This window comes from Streptomyces sp. NPDC049837 (assembly GCF_040674455.1).
Classification (GTDB): domain Bacteria; phylum Actinomycetota; class Actinomycetes; order Streptomycetales; family Streptomycetaceae; genus Streptomyces.
The window spans coordinates 641,596-657,344 of sequence record NZ_JBFAMP010000004.1 but is presented as its reverse complement, the minus strand read 5'-3'; the positions used below and the strand labels follow the sequence as shown (position 1 = coordinate 657,344).

The 15,749-nt window shown below is 73.9% G+C and carries 19 protein-coding genes; 8 read left to right on the top strand and 11 right to left on the bottom strand.

Annotated elements, in window-relative coordinates:
- Positions 1 to 238 precede the first annotated feature (238 nt).
- The gene (locus AB0J57_RS14525; protein ID WP_366128423.1) at positions 239 to 748 is read left to right on the top strand and encodes an ATP-binding protein; all 510 of its coding nucleotides are present in this window, start codon (positions 239 to 241) and stop codon (positions 746 to 748) included.
- An 85-nt stretch (positions 749 to 833) separates the two neighbouring features.
- Here AB0J57_RS14525 and AB0J57_RS14520 read toward each other — a convergent pair whose 3' ends face one another.
- From AB0J57_RS14520 to rpmG, 5 genes are all read right to left on the bottom strand, one after another.
- Positions 834 to 1,073: a DUF397 domain-containing protein gene (locus tag AB0J57_RS14520; protein ID WP_351821188.1), complete on the bottom strand. Its 240-nt coding sequence runs from the start codon at positions 1,071 to 1,073 to the stop codon at positions 834 to 836.
- Between the two features lie 247 nt (positions 1,074 to 1,320).
- The gene (gene rpsR, locus AB0J57_RS14515; RefSeq protein ID WP_366128422.1) at positions 1,321 to 1,566 is read right to left on the bottom strand and encodes a 30S ribosomal protein S18; all 246 of its coding nucleotides are present in this window, start codon (positions 1,564 to 1,566) and stop codon (positions 1,321 to 1,323) included.
- A gap of 4 nt (positions 1,567 to 1,570) precedes the next feature.
- Positions 1,571 to 2,695, bottom strand: a complete 1,125-nt coding sequence (locus AB0J57_RS14510; protein ID WP_366128421.1) for a GTP-binding protein — start codon at positions 2,693 to 2,695, stop codon at positions 1,571 to 1,573.
- Complete coding sequence (locus AB0J57_RS14505) at positions 2,695 to 2,958, bottom strand: type B 50S ribosomal protein L31 (protein ID WP_366128420.1); 264 nt, start codon at positions 2,956 to 2,958, stop codon at positions 2,695 to 2,697. Before AB0J57_RS14505 ends, AB0J57_RS14510 begins: the two co-directional genes overlap by 1 nt.
- Positions 2,959 to 2,966: 8 nt before the next feature.
- Positions 2,967 to 3,131, bottom strand: a complete 165-nt coding sequence (gene rpmG / locus AB0J57_RS14500; protein WP_290113321.1) for a 50S ribosomal protein L33 — start codon at positions 3,129 to 3,131, stop codon at positions 2,967 to 2,969.
- Between the two features lie 63 nt (positions 3,132 to 3,194).
- Here rpmG and rpmB point away from each other — a divergent pair, with 63 nt between their 5' ends.
- From rpmB to AB0J57_RS14485, 3 genes are all read left to right on the top strand, one after another.
- Positions 3,195 to 3,431 carry a 50S ribosomal protein L28 gene (gene rpmB, locus AB0J57_RS14495; RefSeq protein WP_344356933.1) on the top strand — a complete coding sequence of 79 codons (237 nt, stop codon included), beginning with the start codon at positions 3,195 to 3,197 and terminating at the stop codon, positions 3,429 to 3,431.
- Positions 3,431 to 3,736, top strand: coding sequence for a 30S ribosomal protein S14 (rpsN, locus tag AB0J57_RS14490; RefSeq protein WP_126888379.1), 306 nt, complete (start codon positions 3,431 to 3,433; stop codon positions 3,734 to 3,736). Before rpmB ends, rpsN begins: the two co-directional genes overlap by 1 nt.
- A 62-nt stretch (positions 3,737 to 3,798) precedes the next feature.
- Positions 3,799 to 4,239: a hypothetical protein gene (locus tag AB0J57_RS14485; protein ID WP_366128419.1), complete on the top strand. Its 441-nt coding sequence runs from the start codon at positions 3,799 to 3,801 to the stop codon at positions 4,237 to 4,239.
- Here the strand turns inward: AB0J57_RS14485 and AB0J57_RS14480 are convergent.
- Both AB0J57_RS14480 and AB0J57_RS14475 read right to left on the bottom strand, forming a co-directional pair.
- Complete coding sequence (locus AB0J57_RS14480; protein WP_366128417.1) at positions 4,236 to 6,293, bottom strand: FUSC family protein; 2,058 nt, start codon at positions 6,291 to 6,293, stop codon at positions 4,236 to 4,238. The genes AB0J57_RS14485 and AB0J57_RS14480 overlap by 4 nt on opposite strands.
- 34 nt (positions 6,294 to 6,327) lie before the next feature.
- Positions 6,328 to 7,488, bottom strand: a complete 1,161-nt coding sequence (locus AB0J57_RS14475) for a DUF2786 domain-containing protein (RefSeq protein ID WP_366128416.1) — start codon at positions 7,486 to 7,488, stop codon at positions 6,328 to 6,330.
- A 139-nt stretch (positions 7,489 to 7,627) separates the two neighbouring features.
- Here AB0J57_RS14475 and AB0J57_RS14470 point away from each other — a divergent pair, with 139 nt between their 5' ends.
- From AB0J57_RS14470 to AB0J57_RS14460, 3 genes are read left to right on the top strand one after another with little or no spacing between them, the layout of a single operon-like run.
- Complete coding sequence (locus AB0J57_RS14470; protein WP_366128415.1) at positions 7,628 to 8,380, top strand: ABC transporter ATP-binding protein; 753 nt, start codon at positions 7,628 to 7,630, stop codon at positions 8,378 to 8,380.
- A complete protein-coding gene (locus AB0J57_RS14465; protein ID WP_366128414.1) occupies positions 8,374 to 10,461 on the top strand; it encodes an ABC transporter permease in 2,088 nt (695 codons plus the stop codon). Before AB0J57_RS14470 ends, AB0J57_RS14465 begins: the two co-directional genes overlap by 7 nt.
- A 56-nt stretch (positions 10,462 to 10,517) precedes the next feature.
- Entirely contained in the window at positions 10,518 to 12,206 is a 1,689-nt protein-coding gene (locus AB0J57_RS14460) for a bifunctional 3'-5' exonuclease/DNA polymerase (protein WP_366128413.1), read from the top strand.
- A gap of 14 nt (positions 12,207 to 12,220) precedes the next feature.
- On the opposite strand, the gene AB0J57_RS14455 is transcribed toward AB0J57_RS14460, so the two are convergent.
- The 4 genes from AB0J57_RS14455 to AB0J57_RS14440 all read right to left on the bottom strand — a co-directional run bounded on the left by AB0J57_RS14455 (position 12,221) and on the right by AB0J57_RS14440 (position 15,160).
- The gene (locus AB0J57_RS14455; protein ID WP_366128412.1) at positions 12,221 to 13,441 is read right to left on the bottom strand and encodes a hypothetical protein; all 1,221 of its coding nucleotides are present in this window, start codon (positions 13,439 to 13,441) and stop codon (positions 12,221 to 12,223) included.
- Positions 13,442 to 13,505: 64 nt separating this feature from the next.
- Positions 13,506 to 14,018: a SigE family RNA polymerase sigma factor gene (locus AB0J57_RS14450; RefSeq protein WP_366128411.1), complete on the bottom strand. Its 513-nt coding sequence runs from the start codon at positions 14,016 to 14,018 to the stop codon at positions 13,506 to 13,508.
- A 195-nt stretch (positions 14,019 to 14,213) separates the two neighbouring features.
- A complete protein-coding gene (locus AB0J57_RS14445; protein ID WP_366128410.1) occupies positions 14,214 to 14,606 on the bottom strand; it encodes a rodlin in 393 nt (130 codons plus the stop codon).
- Between the two features lie 161 nt (positions 14,607 to 14,767).
- Positions 14,768 to 15,160 carry a rodlin gene (locus AB0J57_RS14440; RefSeq protein WP_366128409.1) on the bottom strand — a complete coding sequence of 131 codons (393 nt, stop codon included), beginning with the start codon at positions 15,158 to 15,160 and terminating at the stop codon, positions 14,768 to 14,770.
- 202 nt (positions 15,161 to 15,362) lie between these two features.
- Here AB0J57_RS14440 and AB0J57_RS14435 point away from each other — a divergent pair, with 202 nt between their 5' ends.
- Positions 15,363 to 15,731, top strand: coding sequence for a DUF6479 family protein (locus AB0J57_RS14435; protein WP_366128408.1), 369 nt, complete (start codon positions 15,363 to 15,365; stop codon positions 15,729 to 15,731).
- Positions 15,732 to 15,749 lie beyond the last annotated feature (18 nt).

Sequence of the window (15,749 nt, the reverse complement as noted above, 5' to 3'; positions counted from 1 at the left end):
ACTCGACCGGTTACGGAAAGACGAAGGCTTGACTCATCGGGGGCCTCGTCGGCGTCCTGCCGGTGAAAGTCATGGGTGGAAGATATGACCAAGAACCGGCACGGGGGTGGACAGGTCGGGCGCGTGCACGTGCATCTGCCCTTGCATCAGATGGTCGCATTCGGAACCATGGTCCCCGCGCACCTGCGTAGTCGTTCGTGTTGTAGCACCACAGCCGCGAATCCCGGGAGTGCCTCGCATGGGGACGAATGGATCGACCATGCTCGAGCCTTTAAGGCAGGGGCTTCCGCCGATCGATGCCGCTTCCGTCTCCAGTTCCGCCTCGTGCGCACTGCCCGCCCGCTATGAAGCGGTGCGCGGGGCACGGAAGTTCACCAGCACGACGCTCGCCCAGTGGGACCTCACCGACCGGTTCGACGATGTCGCGCTGGTGGTGTCCGAACTCGTCACCAACGCGCTCCGGCACGCCCTGCCCGCCGACACGCCCCGGGAGTGCCCGCACGACCCGCCCGTACGGCTGCACCTGATGCGCTGGGCGAGCCGGCTGGTGTGCGCGGTGCGCGACCCCAGTCCGGACAGCCCCGCGACGCGCGAGTCGGAGGAGGACTTCTCGGCGGAGTCGGGGCGCGGGCTCTTCCTGGTCGAGTCCTTCAGCGACAGTTGGGGCTGGCACCCGCTGGCCGGCACGCTGCACGGCAAGGTGGTCTGGGCGCTGTTCCGCCTGTCGGACACGCCGCAGGGACCGTAGCCGAGGACCGCGGACGAGGAACCGTGTACGCCGCTGGGCGCCGCCACTCCGGCGGCGCCCGCACTCGTGTGCGGGCGGGCGCGCCTCAGCCCGCTATCAGGTGGTCGAACTCGCCGTCCTTCACGCCCAGCAGCAGGGCCTCTATCTCCGCCGGGGTGTAGACCAGCGCCGGGCCGTCGGGGTGCCGGGAGTTGCGTACCGCCACATGCCCGCCGGGCAGCTTGGCGAACTCCACGCACGAGCCCTGTGAGTTGCTGTGCCTGCTCTTCTGCCATACGACGCCGTGAAGCTCTGTGGCCGCCATGCCGTTGTACACGTGGTGCACAGGACGCTCCCCGAGATACATGATGCAGGTGTCAACTATCGGGATCATAGCGCCGACTCGCGTGCGAATGCGCGTGCAGATGCACGTGCACGCCAGGTGCTCCTTCGGTTACAGCCCCTCGTGCTACTCCCCCGTACGCCAGTAGAGACGTACGAAGGGACCCAATGGCTCCCGCCTTCGTCCACGACATGCGAAAAGGCCCTCCCGAAGGGAGGGCCTCGTACCGCGGGTGCGTACGTGCGGGGTGTCAGCGCGCCGACGAGGAGTACGGCAGCAGGGCCATCTCCCGCGCGTTCTTGATGGCGCGGGCGAGCTGGCGCTGCTGCTGCGCCGATACGCGGGTCACGCGCCGGCTGCGGATCTTGCCGCGGTCGGAGATGAACTTCCGCAGCAGGTCGGTGTCCTTGTAGTCGATGTACGTGATGCCGTCGCGGTCCAGCGGGTTGGGGCGGGACTTCGCGGGCTTGCGGTCGGCGGAGCGGCGGGGGGACATGGGGTCAGACCTCCAGGAGGGCGTCGAAGGCGGGTGGGAGCCGCTTCCAGGCCTCGCGGCCGGCGGCGTACTCCGCGTCGGTGAGCAGGCAGGAGTCGAGGAGCTCGGCGAGCCCCTCGCGGTCCAGTCCGGGCGAGGTGAAGACCAGGTGCTGGCAGCGGTCCCCGTGCTCGGGGTCCCAGTCCAGCGCGGCCGCCGCCCGGCGCATGGGCGGGACCATCTCCCAGGCGGCGTCCGGCAGCGAGGCGAGCCACGGCCCGGCCGGCTCGACGCACAGGGCGCCGCCCGCCGCGTCCCACGCCAGCAGGGTGTCGGGCCGGTCGGCCAGCCAGAAACGGCCCCGGCTGCGCGCGGCCGCACAGCACAGGTCCTCCAGCGCCGCGTACAGCCGCTCCGGGTGGAACGGACGGCGCCGGTGCCACACGTACGTGGCGACGCCGTGCGCGTCCGCCTCCTGCGGCAGCAGCGCACACGCCGGGTGCTGCGCGGCCGCCGCCGCCTCGACGTCGAACCCGGCCAGCGCGGCGGCGGCCAGGTCGCCGTCCGGCACCGGCACCTGCCGGGCCGTCGGGTGGAGCTGGGCGAGCAGCGCCCGGTCCTCGTCGTCGGCGTCGGGGCTGTCCAGGACGGCGAGCACGGGCGCGTACTCCAACTGGCGCGCCCAGGTGTCGGCGACCGTGCGCTGGTCGGTGGCGGCCGCGGCGAGGCCGGCCTCCATCAGGTCGTCGCCGTTGCCCAGGTACGGCAGCAGCAGCGCCGGGTCGACGGCCGTGATCACGGAGCTGACCGTCAGCCCGGCCGCCGCGACCACCTCGGCCATCGCCTTCGGCTCGACCGAGTCCCACAGCTCGACGACCGCGAGCCGCGTCAGCCCGGCGTCGGCGAGCCGCTCCAGCTCGGGCACCAGGTCCTCGCGCAGCGCGCAGCACGCGCAGTCGTTGACCAGCGGCGTCTCGTCCGTCGACAGGACGCCTGTCGCGTCGCGTACCGTCCGCACGACCGTCCCCTCGGGGGCCGTCGACAGGTCGTGATGGAGCGCCACGCTGCCGGGCACGGTGGCGAGCAGCCGCTCCACGGCGGCCGCGCGGGCGTCGGAGTGCAGCCCGCCGACGAGGGCGACGGACAGCATCAGCGGGCCTCGCGCGGGGCCTGGGACCCGTACCGCTTCTGGAACTTCTCCACGCGTCCGGCCGTGTCCAGCACGCGCGCCTGGCCCGTGTAGAAGGGGTGGCTCGCGGACGAGATCTCGACGTCGATGACGGGGTAGGTGTTGCCGTCCTCCCACTCGACCGTCTTGTCGCTGGTCGCGGTGGAGCGGGTCAGGAAGGCGAAGCCGCCCGCCTTGTCACGGAAGACGACGGGCTCGTACGTGGGGTGGATTCCGGGCTTCATCGCGTGCCTCAGCGCTCCTCTCGGAAGTCGACGTGGCGTCCGACGACCGGGTCGTACTTGCGCAGCGTCATGCGGTCGGGGTTGTTACGGCGGTTCTTGCGGGTCACGTAGGTGTAGCCGGTGCCGGCGGTGGACCGGAGCTTGATGACCGGTCGGAGTTCGTTGCGGGCCATGGGGTTAGAGTAAGTGGAAATGGTTTCCATTACCAAGACAGCATTCAGAGAGGTAGGTCACCCTTGTCAGCCCACTGCCAGCTCACCGGCGCCCAGCCGGGATTCGGCAACCGCATCTCGCACTCGCACCGGCGTACGTCCCGGCGCTTCGACCCCAACATCCAGCGCAAGCGCTACTGGCTGCCGAGCGAGGGCCGGTACGTCCGGCTCACCCTTTCCACCAAGGGCATCAAGACCGTCGACACCATCGGTATCGAGGCCGCCGTGGCCCGGATCCGCGCCCGGGGAGTGAAGGTCTGATGGCCAAGAAGAGCAAGATCGCGCGCAATGAGCGGCGCAAGGAGGTCGTCGAGCGGTACGCGGCCCGCCGCGCCGAGCTGAAGGCGGTCATCCGCCGGCCCGGCACCCCCGAGGCCGAGCGGCTCGCCGCCCAGGCGGAGCTGCGCCGCCAGCCCCGCGACGCCAGCGCGACCCGGGTACGCAACCGCGACAGCGTGGACGGCCGCCCCCGTGGCCACCTCCGCAAGTTCGGGCTCTCCCGGGTGAACGTGCGCCAGCAGGCGCACGCCGGGTTCCTGCCCGGGGTCACCAAGTCGTCCTGGTAGCCAGAAACTACCGACTGGTAGCTTGGCGCGCGTTTCCGGCACCGACGTTGGGGAGACGTGGCGTGAACGCGCACAGGCTCGTACGTACCGGGGTCGTCGCGGCGGTGGCGATAACCACCTCACTCTCACTGGCCGGCTGCGGCGGCGGCCGCGACCAGCGGGGCGGCGACGACCACGGCTCCGGCGGCAGACCCGTCAGCAGCCCCACCCCGTCCCCGACCGCCTCGCCCGTCACTTCCGGCGCGCTGGAGGGGTCGTGGGTGGGGCTCACGGACGGCAAGCCCGTCAGCCTGACCGTCGGCAAGGGGCACGCCCTGGTGCTGGCCGAGGGCCACATCTGCCAGGGCACCGCCCGGGGCGCTGACCCGGTGACGCTCACCCTGGCCTGCGACGACGGATACACCGCCCGTACGGAGGGCTCGGCGACGGCCGGCAAGGACCAGCTCGTCATCACCTGGTCCGGCGGCGCCAAGGACACACTCACCAGGGCGGACACCCCCTAGGCCCCGGAAGGCCGTTCCTCCAGGGCGTCCGACAACGCGTCCAGGGCCTCCAGCAGAAGCCGCGCGCCATTGCGTACGACCGGATCGGGGACCGTACCGGCGTCCCACCGGGCGACGGCGTCACGCACCTCGTCCCAGCGCGGGACCCGGCGTTCACGCACGGCCTTGGCGCCCTGCTCCGTGGCGTCGCGCAGCGCCTCCGCGAGACCGGCGGCGGCCGGGAGCGGGGCCGCGTCGCGGTCCGGGAGGTGAGCCTCCATCAGCATGGCGACCCGGCCGAGCCGCACCAGGGCGTCACCCGCGTCGGCGGCCGCGGCGCGCGACAGGCCACGGTGCCGGACCGGTTCGTGGGCGGCCCGTTCGACGGCCTCCTGCCACGCCACGCGCGCGTCCCGGGTGGCCAGCAGCGCCTGCCGCACGGCGCCCGTGCCGCGCGCCGCCGGGTCCGCGTAGTGGGCCACCACACAGGCCGCGTACCGCCCGTCCGCCGCCAGCCAGTCGGCCAGCCGGGTGCGCAGCCGTGGCGTCTCCCAGGCCGGGTACACCGCGTACGCCGCCATCGCGAGGACACCGCCCAGCAGGGTCAGCACGACCCGCTCCGGGACCGTCTGGGTCCACTCCGTACCGCCCATGCCCAGCAGGAACACGACGTACGCCGACACGCAGACCTGCGCGACCGCGTACCCCGTGCGCATCAGCAGGTACATCCCGAAGGCGCACACCACCGCCAGCGCGGCCGACGTGTACCCGCCGGGGTGCGCCGCCTGCACCACGCCCGTGGCGAGCGCGACGCCCAGCAGCGTGCCGCAGAAGCGGGCCACGCAGCGGGAGTAGGTCTGGGTGAAGTCGGGGCGCATGGCCATGACGGCGGCCATCGGCGCCCAGTAGCCGTGCCCGAGGGGCAGGGCCGTGCCGATGGCGTACCCGCCCGTGGCGACCGCGCTGACACGGACGGCGTGCCGGAAGACGGGTGAGGCGGGGCGCAGTTCGGCCCGGACGGTACGGGCGGCGACGGGGAGGAGCTTCCAGAGGGTCGGGCGTTCCCGCAGCTCGCCCACGTCGGCCCGGTCGGTGGGCGTCGCCGTCTCGACGACGTCCTCCAGGAGGGCCGCGAGCCGGGTCGCCGCGCGGCGGGCGGGGCCGGTCAGGACGGCGCCCGTGTCGGGGGTGCGCAGCGCGGCCAGGGCGGCGGGCGGGATGGTGGCGGGGCGGCCGTGGCGGACGGCCTGGGCGGCGGTGTCGAGTACGGAGCCCGCGGCGCCCAGCAGTTCGCGCACCCGGTCGCGCTGCGGGCCCTCGCCCGGGACGCCGACGGCCGGGTCGGCGAGCGAGGCGAGGACCGGGCGGATGCGCTCGGCGAGCCCACGCGCGCCGTGCAGTTCGGGCGGGCGGCGGCGGGCCTGGCGGGGCGTGACGGCGGCGGCGCTGCGCGCGGTCATCAGCGGTACGGGGTCGAACGGGGCGTACGGGTCGTGGCGGAGGCGGCGGGCGTAGTCGGCCTCGGCGGCCAGCGCGTCGGCGAGCGCGTCACGCTGGGCGCCCCAGCGGCGGATGGGGACCAGGACGATGAGCGCGGCCTGGACGAGCCCTCCGACGGCGATCATCGCCGCGTGCCCGGCGGCGTCCGCGACGGAGGTGGGCAGGGTGACGGTGACCAGCATGATCGCCACGTTGGAGGAGGCGATGATGCCGGTGGTGGGCCCGGTCGCCCAGGCGAGCCCGGCCAGGAAGGTCCACAGCGCGAGCAGGGCGAGGAAGAGCGCGAGGTGCGCGCCCGTCAGGTACCCCAGGAACGTCGACACCGCGAGGCTGGTCCCGGAGGCGAGCGCGAGGGTGGGGCGCGGGCGCCAGCTCCGCTGGAAGGTGGCGATGGCCGCCTGGAAGGCGCCGAACGCGGAGCTCACCGCGACCCCGGCCCCGAAGAGCTGGAGGCTCACCCCGACCACGAGCGCCAGCCCGACGGCCCCGCGCAGCGCGACGAGCGGCTCCAGGCGCCGCCGCTCGACCGTCAGCCCCGAGCGGGCGGTGGCCTTCAGCGCTCGGAGCCAGCTCATGGGGTTGAGGGTAGGGGTTATCGACTGGTTTGCCCTACTTGGGGAGCCGCCCCTGCCCGTGTCCGTCCGTCCGCCCGTGGTCCGTGCGCGCCCGGTCCGCCGCCGCCGTGCCGTGGTGCCAGCCGGCCTCGTCGGTGGCGCCCCGCACCCTGGTGGTCGTCGTCTCGGGGAACATCCGGTCCGCCCGGGCCGTGACCGCCACGTCCCGCGCCACGAGGACCGGCAGCAGCGTCGGCTCCTCGGCGGTCACCCGGCGGGAGGCGGACGAAAGCCGGTCGCCGAGCCGGTGCGCGTACGCCAGCAGGAACGACTGGCGGAACGTCTTCGTGCGCTTGCGTCCCCCCTTCCGCTGCTCCGCCTCCGCCTTCGTCATCGCGCCCGTCCCCTGGACGAGCAGCGAGGTGTACAGCAGCTCGACGACCTCCAGGTCCGGCTCGAAGCCGACGACGGTCGAGAAGCCGAACGCCTCGTTCCACACCGCCCGGCAGCGGTTCGCCGACGCGACCGCGTCCAGCAGGATCGCCTTGGCCGTCTCGTAGGGCGCGTCGACACCGATCCGTACCGCGCCGGGCTCCTCCGCGCTGTGCGTACGCGCCGCGAGCGCGGCCTCGTCCAGGCTGTGGCGCGCCATCAGCTCCTGGGCCTTCGCGGTGAGCGCCTCGGCCTCCTCCGGGTACCCGGTCGCCTCCGCCTTGGCCAGCAGCGCCCGGATCCGGGCCAGCATGCGCGGCTCGCCGTGCACGGGCGCGGCGTGGAGCGGCGACGCGCCGGGTACGGGGCCGACCGGCTCGATCGCGGGGAGCCGGGCGAGCAGCCGGTACAGCTCCAGCACGGCGGTGGCGTACGAGAAGCGGTCCGCCCGCCGGTCGCCGCCCGGCAGCTCGGCGAGCTGCGCGGCCCACCGGGGCGGCAGCCACTCGTACGCGCTCGTCTCCGCCGCGATCAGCCCCGACACCAGCCGCACATGGTGTTCGTCCAGGTCACGACGTACGAGCCGGACGACATCGGCCGGCTGCCAGCCGCGCTGCCACGCCCGGCGTACGAACTCCTCGCCCCGCCGCGCCAGTTCCGCGTCCGCGCCCGGGTCGGCGGCCAGCAGCGAGGCGCCGGTGTCGAGCGCGGCGTCGTCCTCGGCGTACAGCGCGGCGGCGAACGCCCGCTCGACGCTGCTCGCCCCCGTGTGCCCCGCTGCCATGGTCCCTGCCTCCTCGCGCGTACGCCGCATCCGGCGCTTCCAGGCCTCCATGGTCGCAGGGGGGGGTAGGGCCGGCCCTACCTCGAAGACACCTGCCAGCGGTCGTGATCACGGGCCGTGAAAGCGGTTCGCTTGAGGCATGACCACAACCGCCGTACGGCTCACCGCCCTTCGCCGCACCTACCGCGACGTCACCGCCCTCGACGGGGTGGACCTGGACTTCCGTGCCGGGTCGCTCACCGCCGTCATGGGGCCGTCCGGGTCCGGCAAGTCGACGCTGCTCCAGTGTGCGGCGGGGCTCGACCGGCCGACGAGCGGGCGCGTCGAGGTGGCCGGGACGGACCTGGGCGGGCTGAGCGAGCGGCGGCTGACGCTGCTGCGGCGCGACCGGATCGGGTTCGTGTTCCAGGCGTTCAACCTGCTGCCGTCGCTGACCGCCGCGCAGAACGTGGCCCTGCCGCTGCGGCTGGCCGGGCGCCGCCCGTCGCGGGCCGAGGTGCGGGCCGCCCTCGCGCGCGTGGGGCTGGCCGACCGGGCTCGGCACCGGCCCGGTGAGCTGTCCGGCGGGCAGCAGCAGAGGGTGGCGATCGCGCGGGCGCTGATCACCCGGCCCGCCGTGCTGTTCGGTGACGAGCCGACCGGGGCGCTGGACACCACGACGAGCCGTGACGTGCTGCGGATGCTGCGGGAGCTGGTGGACCGCGAGGGCCAGACGATCATCATGGTCACGCACGACCCGGTGGCCGCGTCCTGCGCCGACCGCGTGGTCTTCCTGGTGGACGGGCGGGTGAGCGGGGAGCTGACGGCGCCCACCGCCGAGGCGGTCGCGGGCCGGATGGCCCGCCTGGAGTCCCCGGAGTGTCTCGGGTCCCCGGAGCGTGCCGCGTGCTGAGCCTCGCGCTGAGCGGCCTGCGCGGCCGCTGGACGGCCTTCCTCGGCAGTTGCGTCGCGCTCGCGCTCGGCGTGGGGCTGCTGGCGACCATGGGCCTGGGCCTCGCCTCGACGCTCGACGCACCGGAGCGGGCGCCCGAGCGGTTCGCGGCCTCACCGGTGGTGGTGATCGGCACGGACACGCTCACGGTCGGGGGCGTGTCGCACGAGCTGTTCCATCCACACCCTGTGGACGCGCGGCTGCTCGCCGAACTGCGGGCACTCGGGCCGGTGGCGACCGACGGCCGCCCGGACGCCGTCGGCGTGGACGCCGATCCCGACGCCGTACGCCGGGTCGTCGGCGACCGGGGCCGTGTCCTCACCGGGGACGATCGGCGGCAGGCCGACCCGGAGCCGGAGCGGGACGCCGAGGCCCTGGTGACGGTGAACGCCCTGCTGGGCACGGCCGGCGGGGTCACCGCCTTCGTGTCGGTCTTCGTCGTCGCCTCGACGTTCGCGTTCGCGGTGGCGCTGCGCCGGCGCGAGTTCGGGCTGCTGCGCACGGCCGGGGCCACACCCGGGCAGGTGCGGCGGGCACTGCTCACCGAGGCGGCCCTCGTCGGGGTCGCCGCCTCCGCGGCGGGCTGCGCGCTCGGGTCGTGGGGCGCGCCGGAGCTGGCCCGCGTCCTGGTCGAGGGCGGGATCGCGCCCGAGTGGTTCACCATCCGGGACGCCGCCTGGCCCTACCACGTCGCCTTCTGGACCGGTCTGGCCGTGGCCGTCACCGGCGCCTGGGCGGCCGCCCGGCGGGCGGGGCGCACCGGCCCGGTGGAGGCGCTGCGCGAGGCCGACGTCGACAGTGGCGTCCTGCCCCCGGGTCGCCGCCTGCCGGGCGCCGCACTGCTGCTCACGGGCGCCGCCCTGCTGGCCTGGACGCTGTTCGCCGACCCGTCGGACCTGCTCAAGCGCAAGACGTACACGACCCAGCCGATGCTCCTCATCACCGGCGTGGCCCTGCTCGCCCCGCTGCTCGTCCGCCCCGTCGCACGCGCCCTCCCGCTGCCCGGCGCCACCGGAATGCTCGTCCGGGCGAACACCGCCGCCGCGCTGCGCCGTACCGCCGCCGTCGCCGCGCCCGTCCTGGTCACCGTCGCGCTGGCCGGGTCACTGCTCGGCTCGGCCGCGACGGTCACCGCCGCCAAGGCGGCCGAGGCCCGGCGGCAGACGGCGGCGGACCACGTGGTGACGGGCGAGGGACTCAAGCCCGTCCGGGTCCCCGGCGCCACGCTCTCCCCCACCGCGTCGACCGGCGTCTTCGTCCGGGACGGGGAGACGGCCGTCGTCCGGTACGAGGCCCGGGCGGTCACCGACCCGGCCGCCTTCGCGGACCTCGCCCGCCTGCCCGTCGTCGCGGGCGAGGTGAAAGACCTCGACGACGGTTCGATCGTCATCAGCCAGGAGATCGCGAACAGCGAGTCCGGCGAACGGACGGTCGGCGACCGCATCCAGGTCTGGCTGGGCGACGGCCGGCAGGCGTCGCTGCGCGTCGCGGCGGTCCTCGCGACCGGCACGGGCGACAACGGCCCCTACGTCACGGCCGCCAACGCCCGCGCGGCGACCGTCGACCGCATCGACGCACGGCTCCCGCCCGGCACCGGCCCCGCCGCGCTCCGCGCCACGGGCGGCACGGTGAGCACCGCCGACGCCTGGGCGGCGCCCCGAACCGGCCCGCAGACCCGGCTCGGTCTTCTCGTCGTGCTGGGCATCGCCCTCCTCTACACCGCGATAGCCCTCGCCAACACGCTGGTGATGGCCACGTCGGTACGCGGCGGGGAGCTGCGCTCGCTCCGGCTGGCCGGCGCGACGCGCCCCCAGGCCCTGGCGGTCGTGGCGGGCGAGACGCTGCTCGCGGTCGCGGTCGGCGCGGTCCTCGGCGCGGCCGTGGCGGCGGTCAGCCTCGCCGGGCTCGCCGCCGCCCTGGCGTCCCTGTCCGCCCCGGTGACGATCACGGTCCCGTGGGGCACGGTGGGCGCCGTCCTGGGAGGCTGCGCCCTGGTGGCGGTCGCCTCGGCGCTGCCGGCCGCCGTCCGCACGGCCCGGTGAGCGCGCCGTGCCGTGCCGTGCGCCGATTGTCAGTGCCGGGTGCCAGACTCGCACCCGTGAGCGAACGCTGGGTGGTGGACGGCACCGAGGGTGGCGGGGCGCGGCTGGTCCCCCTCGGTCCGGACGGGCTGCCCGCCGGCCCGGTGCTGACCGAGCCGGACCTCGTCGAGGCGGTACGGTCGCGGCCGGGCGTCGGCCGGTGGGTGTGGCGGTCCACCGGAGCGGTCCATCCCCGGCTCCTGGCGGCCGGGGTCCGGGTCGAGCGGTGCTACGACATGGAGGTCGCCGAGCAGTTGCTGCTCGGGCACGAGGGGCGCCTCGGCGAGCCCCGCTCGGCCGCGGCGGCCTGGGCGCGGCTGCACGACCGTCCGGTGCCGTCCGATCCGCCGCTCAGGGCGGCCGAGCCGGGCGCGCAGTCACCGCTGTTCGAGCCGCCGACCGGCCAGGACGTGCCCTTCGAGGGCCTGCTGGAGGTGTACGCGGACCAGCACCGAAGACACGCGGCCACCGAGCACCCCGGCCGCATGCGGCTGCTGACCGCGGCCGAGTCGGCGGGGATGCTGGTGGCCGCCGAGATGACCCGGGCCGGACTGCCGTGGCGCGCGGACGTCCACCGGGCGGTGCTGCACGAGCTGCTGGGCGAGCGGTACGCGGGCGGGGGCGCGCCGCGGCGGCTGGCGGAGCTGGCGGACGAGGTGTCGGCGGCGTTCGGGCGCCGGGTCCGCCCCGACCTGCCGGCGGACGTGGTGAAGGCGTTCGCGCAGGCGGGGATCGTGGTGCGCTCGACGCGCCGCTGGGAGCTCGCGGAGATCGACCACCCGGCCGTCGAGCCGCTCATCGCGTACAAGAAGCTGTACCGGATCTGGACGGCGCACGGCTGGAGCTGGCTCCAGGACTGGGTGCGGGACGGGCGCTTCCGGCCGGAGTACCTGCCGGGCGGCACGGTCAGCGGACGCTGGACCACCAATGGCGGCGGCGCCCTCCAGATCCCGAAGGTCATCCGGCGGGCGGTCGTCGCCGACGACGGCTGGCGGCTCGTCGTCGCGGACGCGGACCAGATGGAGCCCCGGGTGCTGGCGGCGATCTCCAGGGACCCGGGCCTGATGGAGGTCGCGGGCCACGAGGACGACCTGTACACGCGCCTGTCCGACCGGGCGTTCTCCGGCGACCGGGAGCACGCGAAGCTCGCGCTGCTCGGCGCCGTCTACGGGCAGACCAGCGGGGACGGCCTGAAGAACCTGGCGGCCCTGCGGCGCCGGTTCCCCCGGGCGGTGGCGTATGTGGACGACGCGGCCAAGGCGGGCGAGGAGGGCCGCCTGGTGCGCACCTGGCTGGGCCGCACCAGCCCGCGCGCGGCGGGCGCGGCGGAGGCGGACGAGGCGGGCATCCCCCAGGAGGGCGCGGAAGAGCCGCTGTCGGACGGCGAGTTCACCCCGGGGTACGCCTCGGTGAACGCCCGCGCGCGGGGCCGGTTCACCCGGAACTTCGTCGTACAGGGCAGCGCCGCCGACTGGGCGCTGCTGATGCTGGCCGCGCTGCGGCGGGCGCTGGCCGGGATGCGGGCGGAGCTGGTGTTCTTCCAGCACGACGAGGTGATCGTGCACTGCCCCGCCGAGGAGGCCCCGGCGGTCGCCGAAGCGATCCGCACGGCCGGCGACACGGCCGGGCGGATCGCCTTCGGGGACACCCCGGTGCGGTTCCCCTTCACGACGGCGACGGTCGAGCGCTACTCCGACGCCAAGTGACCTTGCCGCCCCGCCTACTTGAGCGTCAGCCAGGAGTCGTGGACGGCCACCGCCTTGAGCTGCTCCAGGGTGGCGGGCGGTGTCGTCCGGTTGGCGTCCTTGTGCGGGTACTCCGCGTTGTACGAGGTGATGGTGACGCGCAGGCCGTTCGGCCGTAGCGCGTCGACCCGCCATTCCGTGACGCCCTTGCCCTTCGCGGGCCGCTCCGACGTGGCGATCTTCGTGCCGTCCGGGAGCGTCTCGCTCCACCGCGGCTCCCCGTCACCCCGGGCGCCCTTCGGGGTCAGGGTGGCCTGGAGGTAGCTCAGGGTCTTGTTCCTGACGTCGTACGCGGTCATGTAGCCGGTGGCCCCCTCGCCGCCGCCGCCGCGCGGCGACAGCCCCTTCGGCGACAGGCGCCGCAGCCGTTCCGCCACGGCATCGCTTCCTTCGACGCGCAGGTTGCGGGTGAACACATCCGGGTTCGGGATGCCGTACTTCGTCATCGACATCCTCATGAGGACCATGAGGTTGTTCGTCTGCATCTCGGTGAACGGAGGCTGCGCCCGCGTGACCCGGCCGTCCTTGGGCACACCGTTGTAGGCGGTCAGCTCAATGAGGTAGCCCTCGTCGGACAGGCCCACCGTCCTGGACTTCGTCAGGCCCTTGTCCTCGCTCAGGAAGGTGGCCGAGCCCCCGGGCCACGGCCTGTCGTCGCACTTCGTGAGGGGCGGGGTGAGGTTCTTCGGACAGGTGACCAGTTTGCGCGTGGCCGGGTCCTCGGGGTCGGCCCGCTTGAACGACACCTCGACCATGGCCTCGCCGAATCCGTCGTCGTACACGAGCGAGGCGTTCGCCGCCTGGAACGGGTTGCCGAGGTTGCTGTCGGCACGCTGCTGGGTCATCTTGCCCTGGGGCAGCGCCCGCTGCAGGATCTGCACCATCTGGTCGGCGGAGACCCGGATGTGCCAGTCGGGGTCCTCCCACTTCGGGTCCCGCGTCTCCGGCCGGGTCACGCTCGGGGACGGACCGGTGTCGTTGGCCACTTCCCGGGCGGAGGACGTGCCGAGCAGCCACCCCCCGTACACCGCCGAACCGGTCAGCGCCATCACGGCGCCCGCGGCCGCGCCCACGCGGCGCCGCATCACCCGGGCACGGCCCCGCCGCAGTCCGCCTTCCACGATCGCGCGGTGGTCCGTGGTGAAGGTTTCGCCGGCGCGGCGCATCGCCTCGGAGACGTCGTCCTCAAAGGGCATGGGGGAACCACCGTTCGTGGGTCGTATGACGTTCGGGTCGCAGGGGTGAGGGGCAGCAGGCCGTTCAGTGCGCGGTGACGAGCTCGGCGAGGGTGCCGCCGAGCTGTTCGCGGAGCCGTGCCAGCGCCCTGGTGGAGCGGGTGCGTACGGCGGCGGCGCTGACGTTCATGGCCGCGGCGGTCTCCTCCACGCTGCGGTCCTCCCAGTACCGCAGCACCACGACCGCCCGGTCCTTCGGGGCCAGCCGCGCCAGGGCGTCGAGGAGCGCCAGCCGCAGGTCCGGGTCGTCGCCCCGGCCGGTGGCGGTCTCGGGAAGCTCGGCCAGCGGCCGCTCGCCCGAGGAGCGCCGTCGCCGCTGGGTGAGATAGGTGCGGACGAGGACGGTCTGGGCGTAGGCCGCCGGGCTGTCGACGCGCGCCATCCGGCCCCACAGCGCGTACATCCGTCCCAGCGTCTCCTGCACCAGGTCCTCGGCGAGGTGGGTGTCGCCACTGGTCAGCAGGCAGGCGGAGCGGAAAAGATGCCCGGTGCGGCCCGTCGCGAACTCCATGAACTCGTCCGCTCGGGACCTTCTCATGCCCTCCCCTTCACCCCGCTGCCGTCGTGCTCCACCCCCTTGACGCGGCAGCCCCCGGCAAATGTTTCACACGACTTCCCCGCCGCCCTCCGTCCCGCGCGCGGGCCCGCCCCGCACACGAGGGCGGGCCCCACATCCGTGGTGCCGGATGTGGGGCCCGCCCATGCGGTGGCTGCGCGCGCGTCGTGTCCCGCGTCAGTCCCGGATCGCGGCGGACGCGTTCTCGGAGATGACGTCCTCCAGGATGTGCGACAGGGCGCTGTCACCCTTGACCGCCGTGGAGTTCTCCACGCACTGCTGGTCCTGCTGGTCGTTCAGGATGTCCTGAACGCCGACGTTGACCAGCGCGATGATGTTCTGGACATCGGCGTAGATCGGCAGACCGATGCAAGGCTTGTTCAGCGTGCCCTGGACAAGGCCCACCTGCGGGCTCTGGTGGCCGCCCGTCACGGTGTTGCCGTAGATCTGCCGGGAGAAGTTGCCGTTCTGCGTGTCGATTCCGCGGTCGCCCACGGCGGCGGCCATCGGCGCGGACGCGCCGAGCACGGCCGCAGCGACGCCGGCGGTAGCCAGAACCTTCTTGATCATGGTTCATCCCATTCGTCGAGAGACCCGGGTGCTCGGGTCGTGCCGCGCCCGGCGTCGGGCGCGTGGGGGGTGTAGCCGGGGATGGTCCCGGGCGCGTGGCGGCGGACGCCACGCGGTACCGCCCGCACGGCCCTGCGGCCGTGCGGGACGGTGGCCTCGCGTCAGTCCCGGACGGCGGCCGAGACGTTCTCGGAGAGGACGTCCTCCAGGAGGTGCGACAGGGCGCTGTCGCCCTTGACCGCCGTGGAGTTCTCGGCGCACTGCTGGTTCTGCGTGTCGTTGAGGATGTCCTGAACACCGACGTTGACCAGGGCCAGGATGTTCTGAACGTCGGCCTGGATCGGCAGACCGATGCAGGGCTTGTTGAGGGAGCCCTGGATCAGCCCGATCTGCGGGCTCATGTAGCCACCGGTGTGCGTGTTGCCGTACGACTGGGTGGCGAAGTTGCCGTTCTGCGTGTCGATTCCGCGGTCGCCCACGGCGGCGGCCATCGGCGCGGAGGCGCCAAGGACGGCCGCGGCGACGCCGGCGGTGGCCAGAACCTTCTTGATCATGGTCCATCCTTCTCGTCGAGAGACCCGGTGCTCGGGGTCGCCCTGATCAACAGCACGGCACCGTTTAAGTTGCGCCAGGTCACCCGAAGAGATCAATCACCTAAAAGCGGATGGATCGCTTAAATGATGATGGGGTTGTCCACTCCCCTGGACATGTCTGGTCGGGGCATGTCCGGGGTACACGCCCCATATGGACTCTCTCATGACGTTCACCACGGAATTCGCCGCTAAGGACCATGTCGTCGGTATTGGTCCGCTGGTCGCGGGCATCCTCCTCGTCGGCTTCCTGATCGGCGCGTTCTGGCTGGGACGGCGCATCCGGAACCGGGAGCCCGCGCCCCCCACGCCCGACGAGCAGCCGCACCGGCCGCCGGACGCCGGGCTGCCGGGTGAGGCCGAGGGCCACCGCCGGCCCGCCGAGCTCGACGAGCGCGAGGACCGGGTGATGCCGTACGAGCTGAGGCACCAGAACACCGACCCGGACGCCTCGCCGCGCACCGAGAAGGACGCCAAGTGGGGCGGTGCCCCCAGCGGCGGCTTCGGCAGCGGCGGGCCCACCACGGGCGGCTGACCCGCACCCCCCGGCGGG

Coding starts and splice junctions, on each gene's coding strand:
- AB0J57_RS14525 (WP_366128423.1), top strand. CDS start 239: ATGGGGACGAATGGATCGACCATGCTCGAGCCTTTAAGGCAGGGGCTT.
- rpsR (WP_366128422.1), bottom strand. CDS start 1,566: ATGTCCCCCCGCCGCTCCGCCGACCGCAAGCCCGCGAAGTCCCGCCCC.
- AB0J57_RS14510 (WP_366128421.1), bottom strand. CDS start 2,695: ATGCTGTCCGTCGCCCTCGTCGGCGGGCTGCACTCCGACGCCCGCGCG.
- AB0J57_RS14505 (WP_366128420.1), bottom strand. CDS start 2,958: ATGAAGCCCGGAATCCACCCCACGTACGAGCCCGTCGTCTTCCGTGAC.
- rpmG (WP_290113321.1), bottom strand. CDS start 3,131: ATGGCCCGCAACGAACTCCGACCGGTCATCAAGCTCCGGTCCACCGCC.
- rpsN (WP_126888379.1), top strand. CDS start 3,431: ATGGCCAAGAAGAGCAAGATCGCGCGCAATGAGCGGCGCAAGGAGGTC.
- AB0J57_RS14480 (WP_366128417.1), bottom strand. CDS start 6,293: ATGAGCTGGCTCCGAGCGCTGAAGGCCACCGCCCGCTCGGGGCTGACG.
- AB0J57_RS14475 (WP_366128416.1), bottom strand. CDS start 7,488: ATGGCAGCGGGGCACACGGGGGCGAGCAGCGTCGAGCGGGCGTTCGCC.
- AB0J57_RS14470 (WP_366128415.1), top strand. CDS start 7,628: ATGACCACAACCGCCGTACGGCTCACCGCCCTTCGCCGCACCTACCGC.
- AB0J57_RS14455 (WP_366128412.1), bottom strand. CDS start 13,441: ATGCCCTTTGAGGACGACGTCTCCGAGGCGATGCGCCGCGCCGGCGAA.
- AB0J57_RS14450 (WP_366128411.1), bottom strand. CDS start 14,018: ATGAGAAGGTCCCGAGCGGACGAGTTCATGGAGTTCGCGACGGGCCGC.
- AB0J57_RS14445 (WP_366128410.1), bottom strand. CDS start 14,606: ATGATCAAGAAGGTTCTGGCTACCGCCGGCGTCGCTGCGGCCGTGCTC.
- AB0J57_RS14440 (WP_366128409.1), bottom strand. CDS start 15,160: ATGATCAAGAAGGTTCTGGCCACCGCCGGCGTCGCCGCGGCCGTCCTT.
- AB0J57_RS14435 (WP_366128408.1), top strand. CDS start 15,363: ATGACGTTCACCACGGAATTCGCCGCTAAGGACCATGTCGTCGGTATT.